26 protein-coding genes are annotated in these 25,741 nt (G+C 36.2%); 21 read left to right on the forward strand and 5 right to left on the reverse strand.

Features of this window, described 5'->3' with window-relative positions; genetic code table 11:
- Window positions 1–8: 8 nt before the first annotated feature.
- From Q1A73_RS08390 to Q1A73_RS08440, 11 genes are all read left to right on the forward strand, one after another.
- Complete coding sequence (locus tag Q1A73_RS08390; RefSeq protein WP_313790040.1) at window positions 9–317, forward strand: DUF6660 family protein; 309 nt, start codon at window positions 9–11, stop codon at window positions 315–317.
- Window positions 318–442: 125 nt separating this feature from the next.
- Complete coding sequence (locus Q1A73_RS08395) at window positions 443–4,786, forward strand: CusA/CzcA family heavy metal efflux RND transporter (RefSeq protein WP_281987776.1); 4,344 nt, start codon at window positions 443–445, stop codon at window positions 4,784–4,786.
- Window positions 4,787–4,789: 3 nt separating this feature from the next.
- On the forward strand, window positions 4,790–5,992 hold the full coding sequence (locus Q1A73_RS08400) for an efflux RND transporter periplasmic adaptor subunit (RefSeq protein ID WP_299604137.1): 1,203 nt from the start codon (window positions 4,790–4,792) through the stop codon (window positions 5,990–5,992).
- Between the two features lie 16 nt (window positions 5,993–6,008).
- The gene (locus Q1A73_RS08405) at window positions 6,009–6,425 is read left to right on the forward strand and encodes a transcriptional repressor (RefSeq protein ID WP_281987779.1); all 417 of its coding nucleotides are present in this window, start codon (window positions 6,009–6,011) and stop codon (window positions 6,423–6,425) included.
- A gap of 44 nt (window positions 6,426–6,469) precedes the next feature.
- A complete protein-coding gene (locus Q1A73_RS08410; protein WP_281987781.1) occupies window positions 6,470–8,443 on the forward strand; it encodes a heavy metal translocating P-type ATPase in 1,974 nt (657 codons plus the stop codon).
- Window positions 8,444–8,528: 85 nt separating this feature from the next.
- The gene (locus Q1A73_RS08415) at window positions 8,529–9,014 is read left to right on the forward strand and encodes an asparaginase domain-containing protein (protein WP_213829566.1); all 486 of its coding nucleotides are present in this window, start codon (window positions 8,529–8,531) and stop codon (window positions 9,012–9,014) included.
- A 9-nt stretch (window positions 9,015–9,023) separates the two neighbouring features.
- Entirely contained in the window at window positions 9,024–9,941 is a 918-nt protein-coding gene (locus tag Q1A73_RS08420; RefSeq protein WP_213829567.1) for a LuxR C-terminal-related transcriptional regulator, read from the forward strand.
- A 259-nt stretch (window positions 9,942–10,200) separates the two neighbouring features.
- Window positions 10,201–11,037 (forward strand): RteC domain-containing protein, encoded by an 837-nt coding sequence (locus tag Q1A73_RS08425; protein ID WP_213829568.1) that lies wholly within the window; start codon window positions 10,201–10,203, stop codon window positions 11,035–11,037.
- Between the two features lie 320 nt (window positions 11,038–11,357).
- Window positions 11,358–11,642, forward strand: a complete 285-nt coding sequence (locus tag Q1A73_RS08430; RefSeq protein WP_299604144.1) for a helix-turn-helix domain-containing protein — start codon at window positions 11,358–11,360, stop codon at window positions 11,640–11,642.
- A 3-nt stretch (window positions 11,643–11,645) separates the two neighbouring features.
- Window positions 11,646–12,398 carry a hypothetical protein gene (locus Q1A73_RS08435; protein ID WP_299604146.1) on the forward strand — a complete coding sequence of 251 codons (753 nt, stop codon included), beginning with the start codon at window positions 11,646–11,648 and terminating at the stop codon, window positions 12,396–12,398.
- Entirely contained in the window at window positions 12,382–13,044 is a 663-nt protein-coding gene (locus Q1A73_RS08440; protein ID WP_299604148.1) for an ATPase, read from the forward strand. The genes Q1A73_RS08435 and Q1A73_RS08440 overlap by 17 nt, the downstream gene beginning before the upstream one ends.
- 42 nt (window positions 13,045–13,086) lie before the next feature.
- Here Q1A73_RS08440 and Q1A73_RS08445 read toward each other — a convergent pair whose 3' ends face one another.
- From Q1A73_RS08445 to Q1A73_RS08465, 5 genes are all read right to left on the reverse strand, one after another.
- Window positions 13,087–14,865 carry a DUF2326 domain-containing protein gene (locus Q1A73_RS08445; RefSeq protein WP_299604151.1) on the reverse strand — a complete coding sequence of 593 codons (1,779 nt, stop codon included), beginning with the start codon at window positions 14,863–14,865 and terminating at the stop codon, window positions 13,087–13,089.
- Window positions 14,865–15,143 (reverse strand): hypothetical protein, encoded by a 279-nt coding sequence (locus tag Q1A73_RS08450; protein WP_157363543.1) that lies wholly within the window; start codon window positions 15,141–15,143, stop codon window positions 14,865–14,867. The genes Q1A73_RS08445 and Q1A73_RS08450 overlap by 1 nt, the downstream gene beginning before the upstream one ends.
- Complete coding sequence (locus Q1A73_RS08455) at window positions 15,140–16,033, reverse strand: hypothetical protein (RefSeq protein WP_299604157.1); 894 nt, start codon at window positions 16,031–16,033, stop codon at window positions 15,140–15,142. Before Q1A73_RS08455 ends, Q1A73_RS08450 begins: the two co-directional genes overlap by 4 nt.
- Window position 16,034: 1 nt before the next feature.
- Window positions 16,035–16,250 carry a helix-turn-helix transcriptional regulator gene (locus Q1A73_RS08460; protein ID WP_157363545.1) on the reverse strand — a complete coding sequence of 72 codons (216 nt, stop codon included), beginning with the start codon at window positions 16,248–16,250 and terminating at the stop codon, window positions 16,035–16,037.
- A 219-nt stretch (window positions 16,251–16,469) separates the two neighbouring features.
- Window positions 16,470–17,111 carry an N-acetylmuramoyl-L-alanine amidase gene (locus Q1A73_RS08465; protein WP_299604159.1) on the reverse strand — a complete coding sequence of 214 codons (642 nt, stop codon included), beginning with the start codon at window positions 17,109–17,111 and terminating at the stop codon, window positions 16,470–16,472.
- Window positions 17,112–17,300: 189 nt separating this feature from the next.
- Here Q1A73_RS08465 and Q1A73_RS08470 point away from each other — a divergent pair, with 189 nt between their 5' ends.
- The 10 genes from Q1A73_RS08470 (at window position 17,301) to Q1A73_RS08515 (ending at window position 25,714) form a co-directional block, all read left to right on the forward strand.
- The gene (locus Q1A73_RS08470) at window positions 17,301–17,588 is read left to right on the forward strand and encodes a hypothetical protein (protein WP_157363547.1); all 288 of its coding nucleotides are present in this window, start codon (window positions 17,301–17,303) and stop codon (window positions 17,586–17,588) included.
- A gap of 31 nt (window positions 17,589–17,619) precedes the next feature.
- Entirely contained in the window at window positions 17,620–17,904 is a 285-nt protein-coding gene (locus Q1A73_RS08475; protein WP_299604168.1) for a hypothetical protein, read from the forward strand.
- On the forward strand, window positions 17,891–20,293 hold the full coding sequence (locus Q1A73_RS08480; RefSeq protein ID WP_299604171.1) for a TraG family conjugative transposon ATPase: 2,403 nt from the start codon (window positions 17,891–17,893) through the stop codon (window positions 20,291–20,293). Before Q1A73_RS08475 ends, Q1A73_RS08480 begins: the two co-directional genes overlap by 14 nt.
- A gap of 4 nt (window positions 20,294–20,297) precedes the next feature.
- A complete protein-coding gene (locus Q1A73_RS08485) occupies window positions 20,298–20,885 on the forward strand; it encodes a conjugal transfer protein (RefSeq protein ID WP_299604173.1) in 588 nt (195 codons plus the stop codon).
- A 9-nt stretch (window positions 20,886–20,894) separates the two neighbouring features.
- The gene (locus Q1A73_RS08490) at window positions 20,895–21,719 is read left to right on the forward strand and encodes a hypothetical protein (RefSeq protein WP_298922829.1); all 825 of its coding nucleotides are present in this window, start codon (window positions 20,895–20,897) and stop codon (window positions 21,717–21,719) included.
- A gap of 11 nt (window positions 21,720–21,730) precedes the next feature.
- Window positions 21,731–22,354, forward strand: a complete 624-nt coding sequence (locus tag Q1A73_RS08495; protein WP_298922830.1) for a conjugal transfer protein TraK — start codon at window positions 21,731–21,733, stop codon at window positions 22,352–22,354.
- Window positions 22,335–23,264, forward strand: coding sequence for a conjugative transposon protein TraM (traM, locus tag Q1A73_RS08500; protein ID WP_299604176.1), 930 nt, complete (start codon window positions 22,335–22,337; stop codon window positions 23,262–23,264). Before Q1A73_RS08495 ends, traM begins: the two co-directional genes overlap by 20 nt.
- Window positions 23,261–24,091 (forward strand): DUF4138 domain-containing protein, encoded by an 831-nt coding sequence (locus Q1A73_RS08505; RefSeq protein WP_298922832.1) that lies wholly within the window; start codon window positions 23,261–23,263, stop codon window positions 24,089–24,091. Before traM ends, Q1A73_RS08505 begins: the two co-directional genes overlap by 4 nt.
- Before the next feature lie 7 nt (window positions 24,092–24,098).
- The gene (locus tag Q1A73_RS08510) at window positions 24,099–24,461 is read left to right on the forward strand and encodes a hypothetical protein (RefSeq protein WP_298922833.1); all 363 of its coding nucleotides are present in this window, start codon (window positions 24,099–24,101) and stop codon (window positions 24,459–24,461) included.
- Window positions 24,462–24,685: 224 nt separating this feature from the next.
- Window positions 24,686–25,714 (forward strand): hypothetical protein, encoded by a 1,029-nt coding sequence (locus tag Q1A73_RS08515; protein ID WP_299604179.1) that lies wholly within the window; start codon window positions 24,686–24,688, stop codon window positions 25,712–25,714.
- Window positions 25,715–25,741 lie beyond the last annotated feature (27 nt).

Below are 25,741 nucleotides of genomic sequence, written 5' to 3' on the forward strand. Positions count from 1 at the left end.
TTTGTAACTTGAAATATTTCACATTCATATTATCAATTTACTTTTTGGCACTAAATATAGTGCCTTGTAGCGATGTAGGGAACGTTAAAGATGATTCCCAAATTACTTCAGTATTTGATTTTGATGGTGAACACGACCAAGACTGTGAATTATGTTCGCCTTTCTGTCATTGTCATTGCTGCCACGTGCATACGTTAGATTTTGGTATAACTCATTTTGAGCCACTTCAACCAGCGATACCACAAGAAAACTTTACTCACTTTGATAGTTTAGGTAAAGACTTTTCTCATTCTCTTTTTCAGCCTCCACAGGTATAATTCAGTTATGTATAGGATAGTTATATCCTGCTTTAATGTGTTCCCTTTTTGGAAACATAATTAGTGCACACTTCGCTTGCGCGAAAGTGTACCGTTGTAGTTCAACTGAATTAATACCCTTAAATATGATTAACAGAATCATTGATTTTTCAATCAATAATAAATTTATTATCGGTCTACTCACGCTTGTCTTAATTGGTGCGGGAATATATAGTATGACCCAAGTTCCTATTGATGCCGTACCAGATATTACAAACAATCAAGTACAGGTCATCACACAATCGCCCAATCTGGGAACAGAAGATATTGAGCAATTCGTAACCTACCCAATAGAGCTAGCAATGAGCAATCTGCCTAGCGTCAAGGAAATTCGCTCAATTTCTCGTTTTGGGCTTTCCGTAGTAACCATCGTTTTTGATGATGATATGGGAACTTACCTACCGCGTCAACTTGTTTCCGAAAAACTAACAGAAGTACGCGAACAGATTCCTGAAGGGCTTGGGCAACCTTCTATCGGACCTATTTCGACAGGCTTGGGGGAAGTATATCAATACACCTTGAAAGTAAATCCTGAATTTCGGGATAAATATTCCTTGGCCGATTTACGTACAATGCAAGATTGGATTGTACAGCGGCAAATGGCAATGGTACCTGGCGTTGTGGAAATCAATGCTATTGGTGGAAAAATAAAACAATATGAGGTTGCTGTAGACCCGAATGAACTAAAAGCCATTGGACTTACAATTGCCGATGTATTCGTAGCATTGGAAACGAATAATAAAAATACTGGGGGCGCTTACATTGAGAAGAACCATCAGGCTAACTTCATTCGTGGCGAAGGTCTGGTTCGTAGTCTTGATGACATTAAAAAAATTGTTATTAAAAACGAAAACGGGATTCCTATTACCGTAAGCGATGTTGCCAATGTACGTTTTGGTTCTGCTGTTCGCTATGGGGCATTAACACAGGATGGTGAAGGTGAAGTCGTAGGCGGTCTGGTAATGATGCTTAAAGGGGCAAACTCAAACGAAGTTATTGTTCGTGTTAAAGATAGGATGGACGAAATACAGAAATCACTGCCCGAAGGTGTGATTATTCAACCATTACTGGACAGAAGTAAGCTCATAAGTGAAACCACAGGAACTGTGCGCAACAATCTAATGGAAGGTGCACTCATCGTAATTTTTGTATTGGTTTTCTTGTTGGGAAACTGGCGTGGCGGATTTATTGTAGCTTCTACTATACCGCTTTCACTATTGTTCGCATTTATTCTTATGAACGTTTTTGATGTGTGGGCAAACCTTATGAGTTTAGGTGCTATAGATTTTGGTATCATAGTAGATGGGGCGGTTATCATTGTTGAAGCCAGTGTATTTTTAATGGGAAGCTACGTCCTTAAAAAGAAGACGTTGAACAAGGAAAAGCGTGATGATATTGCCGCAAATGCATCCAAAAAAATGATGAATGCAGCCTTCTTCGGACAGTTAATTATCCTTATCGTATTCTTACCCATTCTAGCATTGGAAGGGATTGAGGGTAAGATGTTCCGGCCAATGGCGCTCACGTTTATTTTTGCAATGATAGGCGCTATGTTTCTTTGCCTTACGTATGTGCCAATGATGTCTGCCTTGCTACTGAAACCGCCCAAAACCGAAAAAAAATCGTGGGGCGACCGTTTTGTGCAATGGGTACAGGACAAGTATGAACCGCTTTTGATAAAAACACTGAACCAAGGAAAATGGATAGTGGGGATTGCAGTTGCAATATTTGCCTTTGCCGTATTTATGTTTACTAAAATGGGTGGTGAGTTTATTCCACAACTAGATGAAGGTGATATTGCATTTCACGCCATTCTTAAACCCGGAAGCTCGTTAAGTGAAACCATTGAAACCACCACCAAGATAGAACGTATCGTAAAGGCCGAATTTCCAGAAGTGGATAAAATAGTAAGTCGTATAGGTGTTGCCGAAGTACCCACTGACCCTATGCCTATGGACTTTGCGGATGTATTTGTTATTCTAAAGCCTCAAGATGAATGGACATCCGCCGAGAGCAAGGATGAACTTATTGATAAGATTAAGGAAGCAGTAAGTATTATACCTGGTGTCAATTATGAGTTTACCCAACCTATCGAAATGAGGTTTAACGAATTGTTAGAAGGTATCCGTGAAGATGTGGCGATTAAAATTTACGGTGAAGATATCGACGTGTTGTCCGCAAAAGCAGAAGAAATTACTAAAATCATTGCAGGTACCCCTGGTATCGGCGATATGAGGGCTGAAGCTACCTCAGGATTGCCACAGATGACCATTAAATATAATCGTAACAAGCTCGCACAATATGGGGTGAGTATCGACCAACTCAATACCATAGTACAATCCGCTTTCGCTGGCGGTTATGCAGGGGTCATTTTTGAGGGTGAAAAACGTTTCGATTTGGTTGTAAGGCTCGACGAGCAGAACCGAACTGATATCAGCGACATTAGAAATCTGTATGTTAATCTGCCGAGTGGTACACAGATACCTCTTCAGGAACTTGCAGATATTGAGTATACTCCCGGACCGATGCAGATAAGTCGAGACAATACCAACCGTAGAACCTATGTAGGTGTAAATGTACGTGGGCGCGATGTAGAATCCCTAGTTAACGAGATTAAAGACAAACTTGACGCAAACCTTGATTTGCCACCAGGGTATTTTATCCGATATGGTGGTGCATTTGAAAATCTGGAACGAGCGAGCGAGCGATTGAAAACGGTCGTTCCCATTGCCTTACTGCTCATATTCATATTGATTTATTTCGCCTTAAAATCCTTTCCACAGACCTTGATGATTTATCTAGCCATCCCAATGGCAACCATTGGTGGTGTGTTCGCCCTATGGCTTCGGGATATGCCTTTTAGCATATCCGCAGGGGTTGGTTTTATTGTGCTTTTTGGTGTTGCTGTTTTGAACGGGTTGGTAATGATTAGCGGACTGAACGAGTTAAAAGAGGAAGGTGTAACTAATCTTAAAGACCGAATTATTGAAGGTACAAAACGCAGGGTACGCCCTATAATGCTCACAGCATTTACTGATATTTTAGGTTTTCTTCCTATGGCGATTTCAGCTTCAGCAGGGGCTGAAGTACAGCGACCTTTGGCAACTGTAGTCATTGGCGGATTGATAACTTCCACGCTCTTGACGCTCTTTATCCTTCCAATTTTTTACCAATGGGTAGAAAGACGTTCGGAACACAAAGCAAAGTTTAATCCAAAATTGGTGACCGCAACTGCGGTGGTCTGCTTGCTGTTTACATCCACTTTTGTAAAAGCACAACAAGTTCAACAGAGCGATACACTGCCTGAAATTTCATTAGAAAGAGCAGTTGAAATTTCAAAGGAAAACTATCCGCTATTAAAAACGAAACAGTTGGAAATTCAAAGACAAAATTCTCTCAAGGGTACGGCTTACGATTTTGGTAAGACCCAGGTTTTTACGGGTGGTGAAGAAATATCGGATGGTCAGGGTATTTACACTTTGGTTGGTTTGGGGCAACAGAATATCAACCTATTCGGTATCGGTGCAAAAAAGCGTTTGCAAAAACAGCGTATCGCTTTGGCCGAAACAGCTCTCGACCTTTCTGAACTTCAAGTAGAACAAGAAGTAAAAAGGGCTTGGTCACAAGCATATCAGCAAAGGCAGAAATTTGAACTCTACCGTGAACTGGATTCTATTTATTCTCAATTTGAAAAGGCTATCCAATTGAACTTTGATGTAGAAGCCATTTCAAAATTGGAATATTCATCAGCTACAAATCAGGCCTTGCAAATTAATAACAAATTACAACAGGTAGAAAGCGATTACGCCATTGCCTTGCAAAAACTCAATCTATGGTTGTTAACGGATATCTATTATTCTGTTCCTGAAACATTGAATGAAAGTGAGGTTTCAATATTAGGAATGGACACGGATTTAGGCAACCATCCCGAACTAGTACTTTCTCAAAAACGTATTTCCGAAGCGGAAGCTAACTATGATTCAGCGCGTGCCGATTTATTACCCAATTTCAATTTGCAGGGTGGACTTCAACGGGTAAATGGCAATAGTGGATTTTACAGCTATCAGGCAGGGATTTCTGTTCCGCTATTTTCTGGTTCAGAACGTAGCCAAGCAAAAGCCGCTAAAATAGATAGCGAAATCGCAAAAGCAAATGCCGATTTTACTCAGCGACAACTGCAATCTGGATATCAGCAAGCAATACAAGCCTATCAAAAATGGAAAGTATCTTGGCATTTTTATAGAGATAAGGCATTGCCACTTGCAGAAGAACAACGCAAAGGTGCACTGCTTGCCTATAAGGAAGGGGCGGTAGACTATGCAGCATTCACGCAAATCATACGTGATGCCATACAGACCGAAATAGATGCATTAGATGCTCTTGACAATTACTTAAAATCAGTTTTCGAATTACAATATTTCAAAAAATAACAAATGAAAAATTTATCTAAATATACAGTTATCGGACTATTTATGATGCTCTTAGGTCTAACGGCTTGTGGCGACTCTAAATCCGAGACAGCCAATAACAAAGAGGGAAATTCCGAAATGGAAAAAGCGCACTCAGAAGGCGAAGCTGAAGAAGTAATGCTCACAAACAAACAATTTGATGTGCTACAAATGAAAGTTGATACTTTGCGAATGCGCAATATGAGCGGATATATAGAAGCAAACGGACAACTGGAAGTTCCACCACAGAATGAAGCAACTATTACTTCAGTTGTAGGTGCAAATGTGGTTTCTATCGAGGTTATCGAGGGTGATAAGGTCAATAAAGGCCAAACCGTTGCCTATCTCTCACATCCCAACATCATTCAAAAACAAACGGATTATCTCAACGCATATACTAATAGTCAATTTCTTAAAAAGGAATTTGAAAGACAAAAAACTTTATACGATGCTGGCGTAAGCAGCGGTGCCAATTTTCAAAAGGCGGAAGCGGAATATCAGGCTTCCCGAAGTATGGCGAGTGGACTTGAAGCACAACTGCTACAATTGAACGTTAGCGCATCTGGTGTGAGAAATGGTACAATTTATCAGCGTGTGGCTTTACGAAGTCCCATCGAAGGGTTTGTTCAAAAAGTAGAAGTTAAAACAGGACAGTACGTAGAACCTCAGACTGACCTGTTTGAAATTGTGAATACCCACCACGTGCACGCGGACTTAATGGTTTTTGAAAAGGATGTTTACAAAGTAAAAAAAGGGCAGAAAGTTTTGTTCAAAGTGCAATCTGTTCCCGGAAAGGAACTGACGGCTGAAATTTATTCCATCAGTAAAACCTTTGAACAAAACCCCAAGGCATTGCACGTTCACGCAGAAATTGAGAACAAGGAAGGCAATCTAATACCTGGAATGTATATAAAAGGACGTATTCTGACAAACAACGATATGACAACCGCATTGCCAGAAAGTGCTATTGCAAAAGATGGTGATAGGTCTTATGTTTTTGTGGTCGAAAATGAAGATAAAAACTGGAACTTTGTTCCTGTGGAAATCACAAAAGGTATTCAAGATGGCGAATGGATTGTAGTTAATTTTCTTACCGACCAAGAATCGAATACGAAATATGCCTATAACAATGCATACTATTTGATGGCGGAAATGAAAAAGGGCGAATCCGAAGAAGAAGGACATTGATAAAAAACACAAAATAATGAGCGAAATAGAACAAACATTGAAAAACAAAGGATTACGCCCAACGGCTATGCGCATCCTAATTTATAAATATCTTGTAGAAAAGGATGCCGCAGCTGCATTGACTGATATCGAAAACGCTTTCGAGAAAGCTGACAGGACTACCCTATACAGAACCGTCAAAAAGTTTGAAGAAAAAAGTATCGTACATCAAATAGATGATGGCACGGGTATTTCAAAATATGCGCTTTGTGAACCGGGCTGCAACTGTGAACTCGAACAGGATTTACACCTACATTTTCATTGCAATAATTGTGATGAGACCGTTTGCCTGACCGAGCAAAAGATACCACATATTAACTTGCCCGATGGGTACGTAGCAGAGAATGCAAATTTAGTACTCAAAGGTATCTGTGATAAGTGTAGCGGGCAATAAATGCACTTCCGTTGCATTGAAAATAGAGCGAAATTGCAAAAATTATGAAAAAGAAAAAACTCAATCTAAGAGACATTGAAATGCAAAAGCATTCAAGCGAACATACACACGATGATGGTCATAATCACGGTAATTCTCAAAACAGCTTAAATTTGAAGGCCTATCGTCCTGCCATTTTCAGTTTTGTAATGCTGATTGCAGGTATCGCTTTCGATTACTTTGATATGTTCCCCTTCTTCAAGGGTTGGGCACGAATAATTTGGTATGTAGTTGCTTACATTCCTGTCGGTTTTCCTGTTATTAAGGAAGGTTGGGAAAGCATCAAAAAAGGCGATTTTTTTACGGAATTTTTCTTGATGTCCATTGCCACTTTGGGTGCGTTTGCCATTGGTGAGTATCCAGAAGGTGTGGCTGTAATGTTGTTTTATGCAGTAGGTGAACTGTTCCAAGCCGCAGCCGTAAAAAGTTCTAAGGATAGTATCAAAGCTTTATTAGATGTACGCCCAAATGAAGCTTTGGTGTATCGTGATGCCAATTTTATTTCAGTTAAACCTGAAATCGTTCAAATAGGTGAAAAAATTCAGGTACGCGTAGGTGAAAAAGTGCCATTAGACGGTATTTTACTTTCAGAAAAAGGTTCATTCAATACCGCTGCTTTGACGGGCGAAAGCAAACCCGATACCATCGCAAAGGGTGATAAAGTGTTTGCAGGAAGTATCAATCTCAATGGTGTTATAGAAATAGAGACCACCAAAGAGTTTAAGGACAGTTCCATTTCCCGTATTCTCGATATGGTACAGAATGCTACCGCACGTAAATCGAAGACAGAATTATTTATAAGGAAGTTTGCACGGGTATATACACCAATTGTGGTTTTCCTCGCTATCGGCCTGACGTTTCTACCCTATTTCTTTGTAGATAACTACGTGTTTCGGGATTGGCTGTACCGAGCTTTAATTTTCTTGGTTATTTCGTGCCCCTGTGCATTGGTCATTTCTATTCCTCTAGGTTATTTTGGTGGATTGGGGGCTGCATCCCGCAATGGCATACTATTCAAGGGTGCGTCCTTCTTGGATGCAATGACTAAAGTAAATACAGTGGTAATGGACAAAACTGGAACCGTAACCAAGGGTGTTTTTAAGATTAAGGAAGTTGTAAATAGTTCTGGTTTCTCGGAAGCGGAATTTATGAAATACTTGATGGCAATGGAAGAACAATCCACCCATCCCATTGCCAAGGCTATATTGGAATATAAAGCCGAGGGCGCAGATTTAGAGGCCTCAAATGTCTATGAGGTTGCAGGAAAAGGCCTAAAAGGAACGGTCAATGAAAAAACTGTTTTGATAGGTAATAAAGCGTTGATGACATCAAATGGCATCGAAGTTCCGTCTGCAACCAATGATATTGTGGAATCAATCGTAATGGTAGCCATCGACAGAAAATTTGCGGGCTACGTTACCATTGCCGATGAACTGAAGGAAGATGCCCACCAAGCGATAAAACAAATCAGGGATTCTGGGATTTCTAAAGTAATAATGCTTTCTGGTGATAAGGATTCCATAACCCAACAGATAGCTAAAGAATTAAAAATCGATTGGGCAAAAGGTGACCTATTACCCGAAGATAAACTGAATGAAGTCGAAGAACTCAAAAGACAACCTGATTCGAAAGTAGCATTCATAGGCGATGGCATTAACGATGCGCCAGTATTAGCTGTAAGTGATGTAGGTATAGCAATGGGCGGTTTGGGCAGCGATGTTGCTATCGAGACTGCAGATGTCATTATACAGACCGACCAACCGAGCAAGATTGCACGAGCAATAAAAATTGGTCGTTCTACCCGAAGAATTGTTTGGCAAAATATTGCCTTGGCATTCGGTGTAAAATTTATAGTTCTCATTTTGGGTGCAGGTGGACTTGCCACAATGTGGGAAGCTGTTTTTGCTGATGTTGGTGTGGCGTTGCTTGCAATCCTCAATGCAGTACGGTTGCAGAAAATGAAATGGCAAGATTCTTAGAATACCTGTAAATCGTGATGTGCTGAATGAAAGTACATTGCAAATAATAACCATTATATTTATAGGTCACAACAAGTCCTATTTTATGATACATATAATTACAACAGGTGGTACAATTGAGGGGCTGGACTATGATTCAGAAAAGAATCAGACTCAAGAAAATAAAATCTCGATTGAGGATTTTTTTAGGTCGGCAAATGTTTCATTTTCCTATTCAATAGAGAATGTCCTCAATAAAGATAGTCGCTTTATTACAGACGATGACCGTAGGCTTTTGGTTGATAAAATCAAAGCTACGAGCGCGAAAAAAATAATAGTTACCCACGGTACTTTCACTATGGAAGATACCGCAAAATATATCGGAAAACTTAACCTAAATAAAACGATAGTCTTGGTTGGCTCATTCGTTCTAGGTTCATCTTATGGCACGGATGCCCCTTTTAATTTAGGTTATGCAATATGCTCAGTACAATTTCTAAAACCAGATGTATATGTGGCTATGAATGGCACTATATTTCATTGGAAGAATGTCACAAAAAATTTAGAAACCAACAAATTTGAGCAGAGATGAAAAAGATAAATGTTTGGAACATCAATACATTGGACTACTTTTTTCTATCTTTTATTAGATACGGTCATTGTATTGTTTACACTTTACTACTCAACTCGAAAAGATTCAAGTGGTTATAAACGATTTTTATCTTTGGGTATTTTATTTATTACCTATAATCTAACAGGTGGATTTTTGCCAATTAAGAACTTTCCTGGTCCTCTCATTATTCAGTACATTATAACTTATGGCGTTGCCATAGCTCTATGTGTTTATATAGTTTACTACCTCTATAAAGAATATGATATCATTGTATTAAAGTACAATTCTTCTATTAGAAATTTAGCGATTTTGTCTTCTGGAAGTTTTATTATACTATTTTTAATTCCATACTTTTTTACCTATTCCTTAGACGCTTCAAGGTTACTTTTTACCATACCTATTTCTGTTCTTGCCTTTGTGTTTTTAGGTATGTTTTATGAAAGAATTTCCCATCCAAACAATCCAAATGAATACATCCTACGTCGTAATAGGTTATCAATGATTAGTGTGACAAGTATTGCATTGTTACCTATATTAACCTTAATCGGGGATTTTCAATGGTTGACTTTTACTGTTATGAATGCTGCTTTTTATGCTATAACCATTATTGAAATAGACCGACATTTGTATTTTTTGGAAAACAAGACCAAAATGTATGAAGTATTTGCAATGAGCAAGGAACAGGCAATTAACTCGGCAGAAACGAAAATAATCTACGAAAACTTGACACGAAGGGAAATAGAAATTACCTTATCTATTCTGAGTAATCTTAGTTACAAACAAATAGCCAAAGATTTATTCATTGCTGAAAGTACTGTCTCTAAACACGCTTCTAATATCTATAAAAAAACTGGTGTAAAAAATAGAAGACAATTCATTAGTCGATATCGAAAAAAGGCGAAGTAGCGTTGTTCTTGATACTATAACAATTACCGTAGGAAAATACGGTTTATTCCGTACATATCTACGGAATAAAATACCCTTCTTTCAAAATTATGTTATTACATTTCAGTTGTTCTTTGGCCGCCCTTTGTCGTAAAAACTTCTACTTTCAAGTACCTGTCCCACACATTCGCAACTAAAGAATTCTAACAACCACTAACAACCCATCCAAACTAAGACCGCCCACAATAATGTTGGTGCTTAACTGTATTTATGGCTATAAATGGATTTAGAATCACTAGGCGAAAATCTTCTCGTAGAATTAGACGGGATAAGGCTCGAAAATCTTCCGATTTTGGAACTATCCTATCGTTCCATCGAGTTAAGTAGAAATTTGCTTACCGTTTTTAAAAGAAATATTTTGGCTAATGATTTTAAAAGTATTGATGATGAAATTGATTTCTTTAAAAAAATAAAACAAGTACCATTAATTAAACTTATATACTTCTCAGAGATTCATTCTTTTGAAATTCAATTTCCTAAAGCTGATAGAGCTGCCCAACTAAAATTTATAAAAAAGAAGATTGGTAAACTAAATCGCTTTTTTCTTTATAACCTTGACTTTGGCCAATACGTAAAATCTGGGGCAACCCATTTTGATAAGACATATTACACAAGAGACCATCTCGATAAGTATCATATCACTACTTCTAAATTCTATTTTCAAGACCCTGATTTTTGTACGCCAAGAGATATGCTTTTAGGAAAGTTCAAGGCCTATACTTCCCTTATTAATTATATGGCCCAAAAGAAACATTCTATTAAAAATAGATTGAATGGTTTTAGTGTGAATATAAAACCTACTGAAAAAATTATTTGGCCATTCACAAATACAGATTGGGTTGAGCTGCTCTACGCACTATGCGCAAAAGGTCTCGGGAAGCAGGACAATAAAAGTATTATGCAACTTTCTAGAAAGTTGCAACAGATATTTGATTTTGAACCCAAAGACATCTACAAAACCTTTCAAGACATCAAGAATCGTAAAAACAGCCGAACATTGTTCCTTGACCAGCTGATTGCTTCCCTTCTTTCAGAAATGGATAAAAGCGAGGAATAGTCGCTAACCATTCTCATTTACCTATCCTTTTATCTGCTAAAATAAGACCGTACTACGGTTGACCTACGGTAATTATATTCCCATCCTCTTTTCCATAAATTTTGGTACAATTTAAAGTTCAATTAATAGTGCAAGCACCTCAAAACACCCTAAAACTAATCAAATTTCAAAATGTTAAATTTTGACCGTAGTACGGTCGTACTGGGGAATAAAATCCATTAAAGCTGTTCAAATTTGTAGAACGAAAGTCAAATCAGGTCAGGGGCTATCAAATTAGTTGATAGCGATGCGATAGCCTCTTTCTTTAAAACCGTTCTATTATGCCGACAAGTATTATTACAACAGACGACCTTCGGGAATTCAAGATGGAATTACTCGATGACATCAAAAAACTATTATCCAAACAAGCTACTGGAAAACTCAAAAGATATCTCAAATCTTCAGAGGTTATGGACTTGTTACAAGTCAGTCCAGGCACTTTGCAAAATCTTCGTATCAATGGCACTTTGCCCTATACCAAAGTAGGCGGTATTATCTACTACGATGCCGAGGAAATTCAGAATATAATGACCGCCAACCGAGTAAAGCACGGTTCAAATTCTTAAGTAATGAACTATATAAAGCTACTTAATGCGGCTTTTGAAAAGTTCTATTTTGATGACCGCCTAAATCCTACCCATATCAGTCTGTATATGGCGCTGTTCCAAGAATGGAACAGCAGTCGCTTTGCGGATGAATTTTATGTAAACCGTAGAGATTTGATGCGTTGTGCTAAAATAGGCTCAAAATCCACTTACCATCGTTGTGTTACGGATTTGGACGCGTGGCTTTATCTATCCTATTTCCCATCTAATAATCCATACAAGGGCAGTAAAATCAAGATGTCCATTATTGGGACGAGTGATGAACCAGATGTGGGACGGTACAATCCCACATTAGAACAGCTTGCGGAACAGTACTATCCCATACGTGAACCAGTTGTGGGACAGTACCATCCCATAAATGGACAGGCTGTAGACCCACACCGTCCCATAGGTGGACAAGCATTGGTATCTACTACAAACAATATCAAACAAGAAAACTGTACTAAACAACCAAAGGGCTGGCAGGCCGTAATTGATTTTTTTATTGAAAAAGGTTTTAATGCCGATGAAGGAAAAAAATTCTACGAGCACTATGAAACTAGGAACTGGCAAACTAGCGATGGTAAGGCAATTCGTGATTGGCGGGCTCTAGCCACGAATTGGATGGACAGAACAGAATTATTTGACGAGAAAAACGCGTCAAATAAAAAACAAGCGTCCCAAATCAAGGACAACTTGCGAACCACTAAAAACAAAGATTATGGACAACCCCTCTAAAATTACCGAAGGTGGCGTGGAATATTCGCTGGGAAAGTTTGACGGCAAAAGCGTTGTCTATGACTTTCCAAAAATTTTGATTTACCTGAATGCAAAAGGAAAACTATTGTTTGGCAAGAAATTCAGAATCTATGAAGAAGACAAAAACATACTGCTTAAACTTTGTTCATACTTCATTAAGGATAAAGAGAACTGTGCTACCTACGGTATTGACATTGACAAAGGTATTTTACTTTCCGGACCTGTTGGGTGTGGTAAAACCAGCCTTATGAAATTACTACGCCACATAGTTCCAATGCAACGTCCTTACGAAATGATTCCTTGCCGGAATGTAACTTTTGGTTTTAACCACCTTGGCTTTAAAACTGTTGAAGAATACGGCAATACTAAATTCTATTGCTTTGACGATTTGGGCGTTGAACCGGCTGGACGGTTTTATGGAAAAGACTTGAACGTAATGGGCGAAGTACTATTATCCAGATATGAACTTTATCTCGATACCAAACACAAAATCAAAACTCACGCAACCACCAACTTAAATGCTGAAGAATTGGAAGAACGCTATGGCAATCGAGTTCGTAGCAGAATGCGAGAACTGTTTAATTTGATTGCCTTTGATAAAGGTGCTGGGGATAAGCGGAAGTGATATGGAAGTTAAACTAAAGGATTAATTACAACCAAAATTAAATTAGAAGAAGCGTTTAAATAGTGTTTCCTTTTCTGTATCTGAAAATTCAGCAATTATATAATCAGAAATATTAAACTCTAATTTACCATACCTGTCACTTAGCTCTTCGGTAAAATCAATTTCATCTTCATTAAAAGTCAGGATGTATTGAAAATTTTGCAGTTTGTTTGCCTTGTGATACATATAGTTCAATACGTTGAATATCGTTCTTTTAGAGATAGCGTGAAAAACTCCATCATGAATTAAAAAATCAGGCAAATTTCTTTGGTCCAATCTACTATTAAGAAAAGCCATTAAATCATAAGAAACTATTTTTAGACGTTCTTGCCCCAAAGCATCAGCCTTAGGAATTTGTATATTTATTGAAAAAGGAAGTTGATTTCTTTTGGATGTAGGGTTAATGGTAACGTCAAAATATGAGTTATCAAACTCTTCATCTAGATAAATTGCATTCTCTAATACATCCTGGAACAAAAGTCTTAATTCATTTAACTTTTTATCAACCTGATTGACATCATTTACTATATCACGTTTCAATTCGGAAATTATAATATCAGTATCCGCCATTATAGTCTCAATTTCGTCAATTTCTTTGATTATGGCTGTATTTCTTGTTAATAGCGTTTTTTCTTCAATCAATTTTTCATAAGTAGTTTCAATTCTATCTAAAGCTCCTTTTTCTTTAAGTAATGTAAACAATTGACTACGCTTTTTTTCGAGGATTTCAAGGTCGTTAAGTGCTGTATCAATAATTTTCGTTAGTTTCTTTTCTTCATCTAAAAGATACTTGTTTCTATTAGCTAAAAGTTGCTCCTTAAACTCTATTACTTCATCTAAGCTCTTTTTTACAAAGTTTCCGAATGTTGATAAAGTTTCATTATAAAGTTTTTGTATCTTATCAATGTCGATATTTGAGACATCAGAATAAGAAGACTTTAGTTTGTCTAACTTCCTATTCGCTGTATGATATAAGGTGGATTTTTCATTAATCCTACCAATTACATCAGTTAGTTCCTCCTCAATATTTTTATGATTTTCTAGAAAATTATAATCTTTGAGACTTTTTTCAATTACTGATATCTGCTTCTCTATCTTTAATATTTCTGTGCGAAACTCTCTTACTTCTTTCCCAGTATCTGCTTTTATTTTATTTGTAAGTCCCTTTACCGTTTTATTTTTTTCTTCATAGTCTTTTGATACATCATTAAAATTTACTAGATTTTTGGTAGGCAGATTAAGTAAGTAAAAATTGTATAATGCCTTATCTCTAACATTGGCATTGTATGATACAAAATTTAGTGGGTCTATTCTTTGCTGGTTTTGTAAATCATCTTTTACAAAAAACTCCATCAAAGTACCATATCTTTTCCCCTCAAAAAATACTTCATTGTTTTCAGTTGGAAAGAATATGCTTTCGAGTATTTTAGGCATTTCTGACTTTTCGTATTCTTCGAACTTATCTGGGCGATTACCCAAAAAAACCGTTTTAAGGTCAGAGAAGTATCTCTTTAAAAAATACTTCTTATTATTAATTTCAAATTCTAATGTCAAACTATGTTCCTCTTCTCTTAAAAAATCATATTTCTTTTTAGAAAATCTTTTTTCAGCCTTTCCACTTAAAAGAGTAAAATCAATTAGACGCACCAATGATGATTTTCCTATACCATTTACACCTCTTGCTTCCTTATCCTCAGAGTATTTACCCAAAATGATATTTATTCCATTATGAAACGGAATAACGTCTATTAAATTAGTTTCTGAGTATAGTCTGATTAGCATTATTGAAATAAATTTAATTGCTCTTTACTGGTATCATTCTTAATCAATTTTATCTTGTATTCTTTCTTTTCGATACTTCCAACAGTATGTAAAAAGGTAACGGCATATAAAAAGAGGTCTGGTGTTCTATTTTTATCTACTTTCAAAAACTTATTCATAACATCATCAACCAAAACATACTTCTCATTAAAAGGGCTTTTGCTCATAATCCCTATAATTTCGGCTCCTAAAACCATTAAATTGGTCCTCAAATTACTTTCTGGATGCGGTAAAATCATTCTTTATTTGTTTTCCTTCCTATTAAACATTGTTCGAACATATAGAGTAAAATTGTTCTAACATTTAATCTATAGCCGTCATCATCGAGATTACTATACTGTTTTGTGTATCCCTCTGTCAAACTATTTAATCTAGCTTTAAAATCGCCGCCAAGCTTATTGTAATCTTCAATTATCCTGCGCTTTATTAAATCTTTTTCATTATCCTCATACCCTGATAATATGTTAGAAATCGTTATGAAGTCTTTCATAACTAATATCATTTCGGAATTTACTCCGTCCCAATCTTCCTCATTAAAATTTAACTCAATTTTTTCTTTTGGTGGGGTCAAATCTGATTTATCGAATTGAATAGTGTCATCTCTATTTGAATCATCCAACAAATCTTGAATGATATCCAAGATATAATCTTGTCTGAAATATTCACCAATACCCAAAAAGGTAGCTAATTTTCGCCTTTGATTATTTGTAAAATCGTTTTCTATTATGTGTAGAATTTGCTTTATTCCCTTAATAAAGGTATTCCCCTCAAGTTCCTCAATTAGACTTAATTGGTCTGGTGATACTTCATGATTTACAAGCATTTCCCAATTACAAAATTGCTCCTTCCAGTTATTTACATATTTAGGAAAATCTCCTTCTTTCTTATCGCTACCTAAAACTTTAAAAGTAAAATCGGACTTATTATATTTTTTGGGCGCATAACAAGCCAATATCTTGTTTTCAGTCAAAATTGTCCCATCATTTCCTTTATCCCGTGTACCGCGAATAGGAATGTAATTTTCTGCACCATATTTTAATAAGAACAATTCGTCAATAAACTCCTCAAAATTTGAGCCTTGTTTCGCTTCAATTTGAACTTTAAAAGCATTTTTGAGTAACTGTTCCATTCTATAAATCTAAATCAATATTTAATTCCCCTTCTAAGCCTTTTTCTACTATTTCTCTTAAGGTTTGAAGATTTATTTTGTTTCCTTGTTCCGTTTCAATCCTTGTAATATAAGCACGTTTTTTGCCTACCTTTTGAGCTAACTGTTCCTGAGTTAGATTTTTCTGCTCCCTTGCTTCTTTTAGCATTTCTCCAATGTTTTTACTAGATATTTTCATATTGAAACAATTAAAATTTTGAAAAAAAACAGCCTGACAAATGTAACTTAAAAGTTTCAATTGTTAAATTTTTTTCGGCATAGTATCCTAGGTAATTTATTTGAAAAGACGACTGCATTTCTATAACTCTTTCTGAAAAACCTTAGCTAGTTGTTTAAAAACAGTAAGAACTATCAATTTTATTATCCGAATTATTTCCTCATAAAAATTACTCAAAATCTATAGTTTAAAAAAATTAGCAATGTTCAATAAAATAGCGAAAGAAATGGTGCTGATATTCTTTAGTTTTAATACATATTTAGCTTCATTCCCATTACTCAAAAACCCCAATTCCAGAAGTACAGCTGCAAAATTATCTACAGTTTCTCTCAACACCTGAAAGTCCTCAAACTTCACACCACGACTCTCAAAACCCAATTCTTTTTTAAACGCTGCTTGAAACTGAAAAGCCAACCAAGTAGATTCATCTAGATACTTAGATTGTTTCTCTGACACATATACTTCAATACCTCTAGCATTGGGATTATCTGAATGATTACAATGCAAAGACAAAAACAAATCGGCATTCAGTGCTTTGGCCAGCCTAGTCCTGTCCGATAAAGAAATGAGTGTATCGGTATACCTAGTTAAGTAAATATCCAAAGGCTTATCCAACTTGTCATTTAGCTTCAAAATGGTATTTGCAATATTGAGTACAACATCCTTTTCTTGGATGCCATTTACACCTATCGCACCAGCATCTTTTCCACCGTGGCCAACATCAATTACGATTCGTTTTTGAGTACTCGTTTCTTGTCCAAAAATGATGCACATTTTTAGAAGCAAAAAGACAAAACTGACGTTTTTAAGCACTTTTTTCATTTTCAATTTTCGTGTTATCAACAACTTTCCTTCAAAAATTCATAGAATTTGATGCCAAATAATAACAATCAAATTCAATTGATTTCAAATAATATTTTATTCACAAATATTTGATTTTCAATTATTTATGTACAAATATATGTAAATTTCAAAAAAGGAAAATGAATAAAAAATCTAAACAGTTTTATTATGAAAAAATCAGTCTACTTAGCAACTTTTTTATCTTTGCTCTCAACATCACTTTTCGCACAAATTGGGGGAATTGAAGATTCCGTTAATGATGTGGGCGACACCATACGAACCATCTTTCCTATTCTACTTGGTGTTATTTTTCTTGTTGGTTTCCTGTTTAATGCAGGACATTTCTTTGGGGAAAACGCAGACCTAAAAAAAGGGATTACTAGAGTACTTGTATTTGTTTTGATTGCTGGTGCTGTAGTCGGAATCTTCACATATTTAATTGGAATCGTAGTATAACCCACTAAGTGGGATTTGATTACCAAACTGTATGAAGAAATTCGAGGTCTATAAAAACATTAGAAAAAGGGCAGTCATTTTTGGGCTGCCTATTTCCCTGTTTGCTCTGATGATGGTTTCCATTTTAGCTTCGCTGCTCATTATCATCTTTTCTTTCAGTTTCGGGATAATAATTAGTGTTCTCGTGTTTAATGCTGCCTTATATGTAGCCCTCACGAGAATAACACATAACCCACAATTATTTCAAATGGCTAAAGCCTTCCCAAGAATAATAAGTAACAAAAAAAACTCGGGCTTCGATTATGAACAAGATTAATCTTTCGACATATAACCCTATTACAGATATTCAAGACAATATCATATTTGCCAATAACGGCAATGTCGTTCTGTGCTATAAAGGAACATTGCCAGAGATTTATTCCCTATCCGAAAAGGACTTTGAGGACATACACGGCGCTTGGTTTCAGGCTTTAAAATCATTACCCATTGGCACAGTAGTACAAAAACAGGATGTCTACCTTAAAAAGAGTTACACTTCAGAAGAACTTCCGAATACAACGTTTTTAGAAAAAGCTACACACGACCATTTCAAAGGACGTGCTTATATGGAACATCGTTGCTTTTTGTTCTTTACGCTCACTAAGAACAAGGCGCTAAATAATTCAAAATATGTCAACCCTTTTCGCAAAGTTTCAAAAGGCATTGTTCAACAATTAGATGACAACGTTAAGAGCTTCATTGGCTCGGTTAGTGATTCGGTTTCCTTTATAAACAATAGCCGAAAAATGACCTTTGTCCCGCTTAAAGCGAAAGACATTCAGCACCTCACAAATGGTTATTTCAATGGATTCAATGAAGGTTTTGATACGGACATCATATTAGAAAAGAAAAGCGTCAATATTGGCGAAAACCATTTTGATGCCCTGGCTATCAATAGCGAACTGTGCTTTGGCGAAAGTGTACAGAGTAGCAAGACCAATGAGAAATTCACTTCTGACGATTTCGTGTTTCATCAAGGGTTTATTGATGGCTTAGGGCTTACGCTTAATGAGAATCATATTGTTAATCAAATCCTGTATTTGGATGATAAACAAAAGTGGCGCAAGCTTCTAGATAAGAAAGTTGAAGAACTCAACAAAAGTTCAAACTTCGGTTCGCAAAACAAAGTAGTACTTGGCAAAATTCAGCACATTCTGGACCAAATTAATGCTGATGATAATGCACGTATTATTCGTGGTCATTTAAACATAGTCTATTGGGATAAAAACCCAGAAAATTTAAGCCGAATCGGTTCTAAAATCAAAACTGAATTTAAGGAACTGGATATTATCCCATATTATCCAAGAGGTGAGGAACGGAAGAATTATATATTAAATAGTTACTGCTGTTTTTCTTCCAACTTTTCAAATAACGATTTATACGTAACGGATTTAAAACACGCACTTTGCTTGTTCATTAATAACACTAATTACAATTCCGATGCTACCGGAATTATCTTTAATGACAGAGAACATAACGTTCCAGTCCTCAAAGATGTTTGGGACGAGCGTAAGAAGCGCATCAAGGCTCGCAATTTTGCCATTTTCGCACCAACTGGCGAAGGGAAATCCTTTTTGGCTAATAATATTCTACGTCAATATTTTGAAAGTGGTGTTCGATTGGTCATTATAGATTTGGGTGGCTCGTATACCAAATTCGCCAAACTCTATCCTGAGAAATACACGGTGCTTCGTTATGAAAATGGAAAAAATCTGGGCATCAATCCCTTTTATATAAGTGATGTAAATGACTTGACACCTGAACGGTTGGAAGACTTGTCCGTTTTCCTATTTGAACTGTTCGCTTCAGATTTAAAAGTTACCAAAGCACAATCAGTTTCGGTTAAAAAGATACTACGTCACTATTACAACAACACTTCAGAAAATCATTCGCTGGATGGTTTTTACAACTTTATAGAACGGAACCAGAAAGACCTTCTGAACACCTTAAAAATCCATCCCGACTATTTCAATATTACTAGCTTTTTGCACGTAATGTCCGAATATGTCGGCGATGGTCTATATAGCTTCCTTTTTGAAGTAAGTGAAGACCAGACCTATAAAATCGAGGACAAAAGATTGATTGTTTTTGAACTGGATGAAGTAAAGGATAACAAGGAAATCCTATCCGTAATGTTAAAGCTTATAAAGTCGGCAATCCAAAGAACTATTTGGAAAAATAGAGCTGAAAAAGGTATCATCCTTTTCGATGAGTTTGCGAAACAATTGAAGTTTGATAACGTACTGGAAAGTGTAGAATTCTACTATCAAGCTATCCGTAAACAAAATGGTGCGATTGGTATTATTCTACAATCCATCAATCAGCTTCCAAACAATTCCACATCAGCCAGCATACTAGAAAATACGCAAGTAGTCTACAGCCTAAACAATGAAAAAGGCTATAACGAATTGGTCAAAAGGCTCAACCTTTCAAGCCACGACTTGAACCAATTAAAGTCCATCAAAAATAATCTTTCCGGACCACGGAAGTACACCGAAATGTTTATCAAGATTGGGAAGGAAAGCAACATCTTTCGGCTTGAAGTTCCTAAAGAAGTCTATGCAGCTTACTTAACCGATGGCCAGGAAAATGAGGAAATAATGAAGCTCTACAATGAGCATCACGATATGGAAAAAGCAATAATTCAATTCACATCTAAAACATAATATTATGAAGACAAAAATCAAAACAATCTTGTTCGGGCTATTCTTAATGATTGCCCTTTTATCGCCTAACGGTGCTACCGCTCAGGGGATGCCAGTTTATGACAATACCAATTTTATCAGCTTGGTAAAATCGCTTGTTGAGTCGGCTAAACAGACAAGTCAACTCATCAAATCTGTACAATTTTTGAAAGACGCCAAGGAAGCTATTGAAAAAGTGTCAAGTGTTGTCCAACAACTTAGGGCAGTTGAAGAAATAGCAGCTAACAATCAAAGCCTTATCAATGTAATGCAAAACGATTTGCAGGATATTTTAAACTCGCCTTACATCAAACCAGAGGAAGTTACACGAGTTGCGGAATCATTTGATGCGATAGTTCAAAACTCTTTGGACACGGTTGAATTTATGGGTGAAATTTTATCTAGTGATAATCTAAAAATGTCCGATGCTGAACGTGCTGAAGTTTTGAAGGAAAAAGAACTAGAATCAAAGCAAATGGTTTCTAATATCAAGACAAAAACAAAACGCTATCGCGATATCATTTCCTTCAGAAAAATGCAGGACAAAGTGAACAATCGAGAAACCACCTATTAAAGAAAGATAATGTCAATCGGACTAGAATATATCGATACTGTTTTTCAAACTATTCAGAATAGTAGCTTCTCGCAATACACTATTGCTGGAATGAAAACGCTCGCTGTATTGTTCTTTCTGGTCAATATCCTTAAAAAATACAATGAGGGTATTGCTGATAAGGATGGGTATTCTTGGGGGCTGAGTCCTGGGGATTTGGCCAAGAACTTTGCCATAGTGCTCATAGTCATTTTTTCAACTCAGATTTTAGGTTTTTTCGATGGCATTCTGGTCGCTATTGAAGGACAGTACCGAGGTACCGCGCCAGCACTTTTGCCGTTACAGATGCAGGATATTCCTATTGAGGAAGATGTAAGTATTATCGAGGTAGCTCAAGCGGCAATGACGCTCTTGTATGAAGCTTTGGTAACACCACTTTACGGATTCAAAATTTTTGCATTTATCATTAGTCTTATCCTCTGGATTTTGGATTTGTTTATCTACCCGCTGTTCCTTGCAGAACGCTATTTTTTATTGGGTATAATGCAAGCCTTTTTTCCGCTGGTAATCAGTCTGGCAGTTTTTGAAAAATTCCGTTCGCTGGCCTACACATTTTTCAAGCTGTACGCTGCGGTTTATATGTTGGTGCCAGCCTTCTTTTTGGTCAACGTATTTGTAAATGCCCTCTATACAGAAATCAATACGAACTTCTGGACAAACCTCTTTGGAACTGATGTTGGCCAGGGCTTTTTTGCGCCAGTCGTTCAACTTGGGTCGGTTGGGTTTATTGTTTTTCTAAAGTTCAAGTTATACAAGCGTGCCACATCATTTACCCTGAGATTGTTTACCAGTTAATTCCAATGAAAATGAAAACACCTTATAAAAATATCTATGCAGTCTTAAAATTGAACAGGTTTATCGTGTTGGCAGTTGTCATTTTTGCAATGCTATCCAGCACGTTTTCACTATGGATGGCATTTAAGACAAATAAAGAAGCCCTTAATAGTGCCTTTGCCATTAATACTGATGGCAGTATTATTCCGTTGAAGCTCGTTACCCAAAAAGAAAATTTTAAGGTTGAAGCTCTTGCCCATTTAGACCTTTTCCATAACTATTTCTATAATATCGATGCAAGCAATTATGAACGGAATTTGGAAAAAGCTCTTTGGTTGGGCAATAGTTCTGTGGATAATCTATATCGTCAAAAAAAAGCTGATGGTGTCTATAACCGATTGCTACAATATTCGCTCGTTCAGAAAGTCCTGAGCATTGATTCACAAATCGAAGAACAAAACGGAACGTATATTTTTAGAACTGTTACCAACTTTGAAATCAATAGAGGTTCTATAATAGACACCTACGAACTTGTTTCTATTGGAAACCTAATCCCTGTTGACAGAAACTTTCCAAACAATCCACACGGATTGTTGATTACAAACTATTTCGAGAACACCTTAAAAAAACTGAACTATGAAGATAGAAAAAAATAAAATCGTCTTTTCGGCTGTATTGGCTGTGATTTTTATTTTCCTGATTTCTTATTCCCTCTTAGTAATGGGCGATGATGAAAGTGAAAATGAAAACCTAGAACAGACCTTAGTTCCAGACTTGGAAGAAAATCAAAAAGAATATGATTCCAAGCTTGATGCTATCAATGATTTAAAAGAAGTACGTGAAACCAATGCACCCAGCATATATAACGAAAAACTGATTGATTCCTTGGGCTTTTATGACCCAGACCTTCCGGAACGAGAAAAAGAACGCATTGTAGATAGTATTTACGAGGCAGGTAAGATTCAATATTCTGAAAAGCAATATCAAAACTTTGGAAAAAAGAAAGTAGCTCAAAAGAATACACAACAAATTGATTCTGCCGATATCAAAAGAGAACAAAAAATTGAAGTGAAAGAATTGGGTCTGGAACATCAATTGTTCTTTGCCGCCTCGCCTAAACCCAATGAATTTTCGATTATTGGCAATACAGATGAAAGTATTTACGTCATCGTCGATGGCGACCAAATCGTAACGGCAAATACTAGATTAAGAATGCGCCTTACTAAATCGGCAACTATCAATGGTAAGTTGATGCCAAAGAATACGCCTGTTTTTGGATTTATTAGTTTTAAGCCAAATCGTGCGCTCATTGAAATCGAAAATATCAATCATCATCCTACAAAGCTCAAAGCATTTGATTTGCAAGATGGAAGCGAAGGCATTTATGTTGAGAACAATTTTAGAGCGGAAGCAACGAGAGAAGTGCTGGATGATGTCATTGGTGATATCAATATTCCTAGTGTTCCACAAGTGGGTGGACTTACTCAAGTATTTCGGCGTTCTAATCGAAGGGTAAAAGTGACCGTGTTGAACAATTATAGATTAATCCTAAAACCAAAATTATGAGAACAATAATCCTAATATTGATTGTGATGATTTCTGCTTTTACAAGAGCACAAACAGACACAGTCCTCGATACTATTTACGCAAACGACACTAAAAATGTTGCACTATTTTTTCCAGAACCTATTCGCCAGGGTATAACCGGTTCGGATAATTTTGTTTTTACCTACAATCGTGAAAAAGAACAGTATTTTGGGTTACTTCAGGCAAAGCCTGGGGAAGAAAGTAATCTGCTGGTAGTCAACAGAAGTGGTTCAATTTTTTCGTATATTGTAAGCTATAAAAAACAGCTGTCAAAGCTCAATTATTTTATCCCATTATCAAATAGTATTGGTAATGAAAAGCCAATCGTAACCGATTCGATTCAGGTTGTAACTTCTGAAAAAAATATAGATAACAGAACCTACTATTATCAAAAATTCTGCACCTATCTTCTTAACAGAAACCAACGTATCGGTCGGATTAAGAAGCGCACACAGGGCATCGTCTTGACCGTTGAAAATATTGTTTTTGATAAAGAAGAACTATACTTTGTCATCCAGATTGAGAATAATTCTACGTTGGATTACGATTTGAATTTCTTGAACCTTTCCATCGAGACTCGACAAAAAGGAAAAAAGAAATCTTTACAAAATCTATATCAAGAACCTATTTACAAGCACAATCTACCGTCAAAAATTTCAGAGGGTAAGAAGACAAGATTCGTCTACGTGTTGCCCAAATTTTCAATATCTAATGACCGTAGGGCAATTCTGGAATTGAACGAGAAAGATGGCGAACGAAATATTGAACTGAAAATATCGCATAGACATATCAATAACCCAAATTAATAATATTATGAAAAAATTAATCATTTGTTCACTCGTACTTTTATTCATTTCCTGTTCAGGAAATAAGAATATGTCCCACACAGAAACCGCAGAAATTGTTGCAAAAAGCTTTTTCTCAAAAGATGAATCAGCTCTAAAAAAACACACAACATCAGAAGGATATGCCAGTTTGATTACGGTTCAAAATATGCTTCCAGATTCAAGTAAAGAAATCGAGGTAGAAATTTTAGATGAAGCTATTGAAGGTGAAATTGCCTGGGTAAAATACAGTACAAGCTTTGATGGCAAATCAGGTGTTTTTAAACTTATAAAGGAAGATGGTCAATGGAAAGTTACTAGTAAAGGTCCTAGGGAAAAGGGACCTCTTTAGAGTTTAAACAGTTAATAAGAATTACTATTATCTTGCAGATACTAAATTAGTATCTGCATTTTTATATGACGCCATCCGAACTATATGTAAGCAATCTTTGTAAAAAATCGTTTCTGCCTTTCTGGAATTTTCCAAATCCTATAGGTAAAAAGAGCAAAGAACTATGCGATGTTTTGGTTTTATGCGGTAATATTATTTTAATCATTTCCGTTAAAGATATTAGGATGTCCAATCATTCTGATAAAAAAATCAGGTATGAGCGTTGGGTAAAAAAAGCCATTGAAAATTCAGCAAAACAAATCTATGGCGCCGAACGCTATCTTAAAACCGTAGAAGAAGTTTACACTAAAAATAGAACGAACAAAATTTCCCTACCACCAAAAAGTAAAAGGATAATTTTTAGGATTGCAATTGCTTTTGGAAACGACAACACATTCCCTTTGACGTATGGTGATTTTGGACAAGGCTATATTCACGTTTTCGATGAAGAATCGACTTCTATTCTATTAAATGAACTTGACACCATTACAGATTTTACAAAGTATCTTACAGATAAGGTTCAGTTCTTAAAAGGAAAGTATTTTTCAATGCCCAAAGAATCTGATTTTCTTGCTTTCTATATTCAAACTGGTCTTGATATCGATGAAAAAGTTGATTCTATGGTATCTGATGGTGGTTTGTGGGATTCCTATGTGGAATCTGAAGAATATGAAGAATGGCAAAAACTTTTACCTCAAAGTAAAATTTGGGATTATATGATTGCTCAATTACACGACTATCATATCTCTGAAGAAACAACAGATAAGCGCAGAAATGAATTAGAGGAAGCTATTAGAGTCATCAATCAAGAATCTCGCATAAATAGAATAGAATTGGGCGGAATATTGGACAACGCAATTCAAAGAAAGACAAGTGCTAGAATGCTCAGACCTTTAAAAGATGCTAAACATTGTTATGTTTTTATGCCTTTAACTTCCAAAAACTGGGAAGGTAAAGAGAAAGAATTAGAGCTTCGATGTATTGTAGCTAGAATGGAAAATCCAAGTGTTGAAATCGTTATTGGTATTGGATTTGGAAACAATGGTAATGGGCAAGATGTATATGATATTTGCTCTCACTACATCCCAGAAATGAGTGAGGAATTTATTGCACGTGCTAAAGAGGTACAAAAGGAATTAGGCTATTTTAAAAACCCAACTATCTCGCACAGTAAAGAATACAGAAAAGAAGATTTTAAAGGATTTGGATTTTAAAGTCAATTCTTCTTTTTATGCAGGATT

Origin of the sequence: uncultured Aquimarina sp. (genome assembly GCF_947492115.1) — a bacterium.
Taxonomy (GTDB): domain Bacteria; phylum Bacteroidota; class Bacteroidia; order Flavobacteriales; family Flavobacteriaceae; genus Aquimarina.

Excerpts from the sequence above, each read along its gene's own strand:
- Q1A73_RS08485 (WP_299604173.1), top strand. The coding sequence starts at position 20,298 with ATGAAGACAAAAATCAAAACAATCTTGTTCGGGCTATTCTTAATGATT.
- Q1A73_RS08505 (WP_298922832.1), top strand. The coding sequence starts at position 23,261 with ATGAGAACAATAATCCTAATATTGATTGTGATGATTTCTGCTTTTACA.
- Q1A73_RS08405 (WP_281987779.1), top strand. The coding sequence starts at position 6,009 with ATGAGCGAAATAGAACAAACATTGAAAAACAAAGGATTACGCCCAACG.
- Q1A73_RS08495 (WP_298922830.1), top strand. The coding sequence starts at position 21,731 with ATGAAAACACCTTATAAAAATATCTATGCAGTCTTAAAATTGAACAGG.
- Q1A73_RS08475 (WP_299604168.1), top strand. The coding sequence starts at position 17,620 with ATGAAGAAATTCGAGGTCTATAAAAACATTAGAAAAAGGGCAGTCATT.
- Q1A73_RS08445 (WP_299604151.1), bottom strand. The coding sequence starts at position 14,865 with ATGCTAATCAGACTATACTCAGAAACTAATTTAATAGACGTTATTCCG.
- Q1A73_RS08415 (WP_213829566.1), top strand. The coding sequence starts at position 8,529 with ATGATACATATAATTACAACAGGTGGTACAATTGAGGGGCTGGACTAT.
- traM (WP_299604176.1), top strand. The coding sequence starts at position 22,335 with ATGAAGATAGAAAAAAATAAAATCGTCTTTTCGGCTGTATTGGCTGTG.
- Q1A73_RS08460 (WP_157363545.1), bottom strand. The coding sequence starts at position 16,250 with ATGAAAATATCTAGTAAAAACATTGGAGAAATGCTAAAAGAAGCAAGG.
- Q1A73_RS08440 (WP_299604148.1), top strand. The coding sequence starts at position 12,382 with ATGGACAACCCCTCTAAAATTACCGAAGGTGGCGTGGAATATTCGCTG.
- Q1A73_RS08410 (WP_281987781.1), top strand. The coding sequence starts at position 6,470 with ATGAAAAAGAAAAAACTCAATCTAAGAGACATTGAAATGCAAAAGCAT.
- Q1A73_RS08420 (WP_213829567.1), top strand. The coding sequence starts at position 9,024 with ATGTTTGGAACATCAATACATTGGACTACTTTTTTCTATCTTTTATTA.
- Q1A73_RS08510 (WP_298922833.1), top strand. The coding sequence starts at position 24,099 with ATGAAAAAATTAATCATTTGTTCACTCGTACTTTTATTCATTTCCTGT.
- Q1A73_RS08435 (WP_299604146.1), top strand. The coding sequence starts at position 11,646 with ATGAACTATATAAAGCTACTTAATGCGGCTTTTGAAAAGTTCTATTTT.
- Q1A73_RS08395 (WP_281987776.1), top strand. The coding sequence starts at position 443 with ATGATTAACAGAATCATTGATTTTTCAATCAATAATAAATTTATTATC.
- Q1A73_RS08470 (WP_157363547.1), top strand. The coding sequence starts at position 17,301 with ATGAAAAAATCAGTCTACTTAGCAACTTTTTTATCTTTGCTCTCAACA.
- Q1A73_RS08490 (WP_298922829.1), top strand. The coding sequence starts at position 20,895 with ATGTCAATCGGACTAGAATATATCGATACTGTTTTTCAAACTATTCAG.
- Q1A73_RS08430 (WP_299604144.1), top strand. The coding sequence starts at position 11,358 with ATGCCGACAAGTATTATTACAACAGACGACCTTCGGGAATTCAAGATG.
- Q1A73_RS08455 (WP_299604157.1), bottom strand. The coding sequence starts at position 16,033 with ATGGAACAGTTACTCAAAAATGCTTTTAAAGTTCAAATTGAAGCGAAA.
- Q1A73_RS08425 (WP_213829568.1), top strand. The coding sequence starts at position 10,201 with ATGGATTTAGAATCACTAGGCGAAAATCTTCTCGTAGAATTAGACGGG.
- Q1A73_RS08480 (WP_299604171.1), top strand. The coding sequence starts at position 17,891 with ATGAACAAGATTAATCTTTCGACATATAACCCTATTACAGATATTCAA.
- Q1A73_RS08400 (WP_299604137.1), top strand. The coding sequence starts at position 4,790 with ATGAAAAATTTATCTAAATATACAGTTATCGGACTATTTATGATGCTC.
- Q1A73_RS08515 (WP_299604179.1), top strand. The coding sequence starts at position 24,686 with ATGTCCAATCATTCTGATAAAAAAATCAGGTATGAGCGTTGGGTAAAA.
- Q1A73_RS08450 (WP_157363543.1), bottom strand. The coding sequence starts at position 15,143 with ATGATTTTACCGCATCCAGAAAGTAATTTGAGGACCAATTTAATGGTT.
- Q1A73_RS08465 (WP_299604159.1), bottom strand. The coding sequence starts at position 17,111 with ATGAAAAAAGTGCTTAAAAACGTCAGTTTTGTCTTTTTGCTTCTAAAA.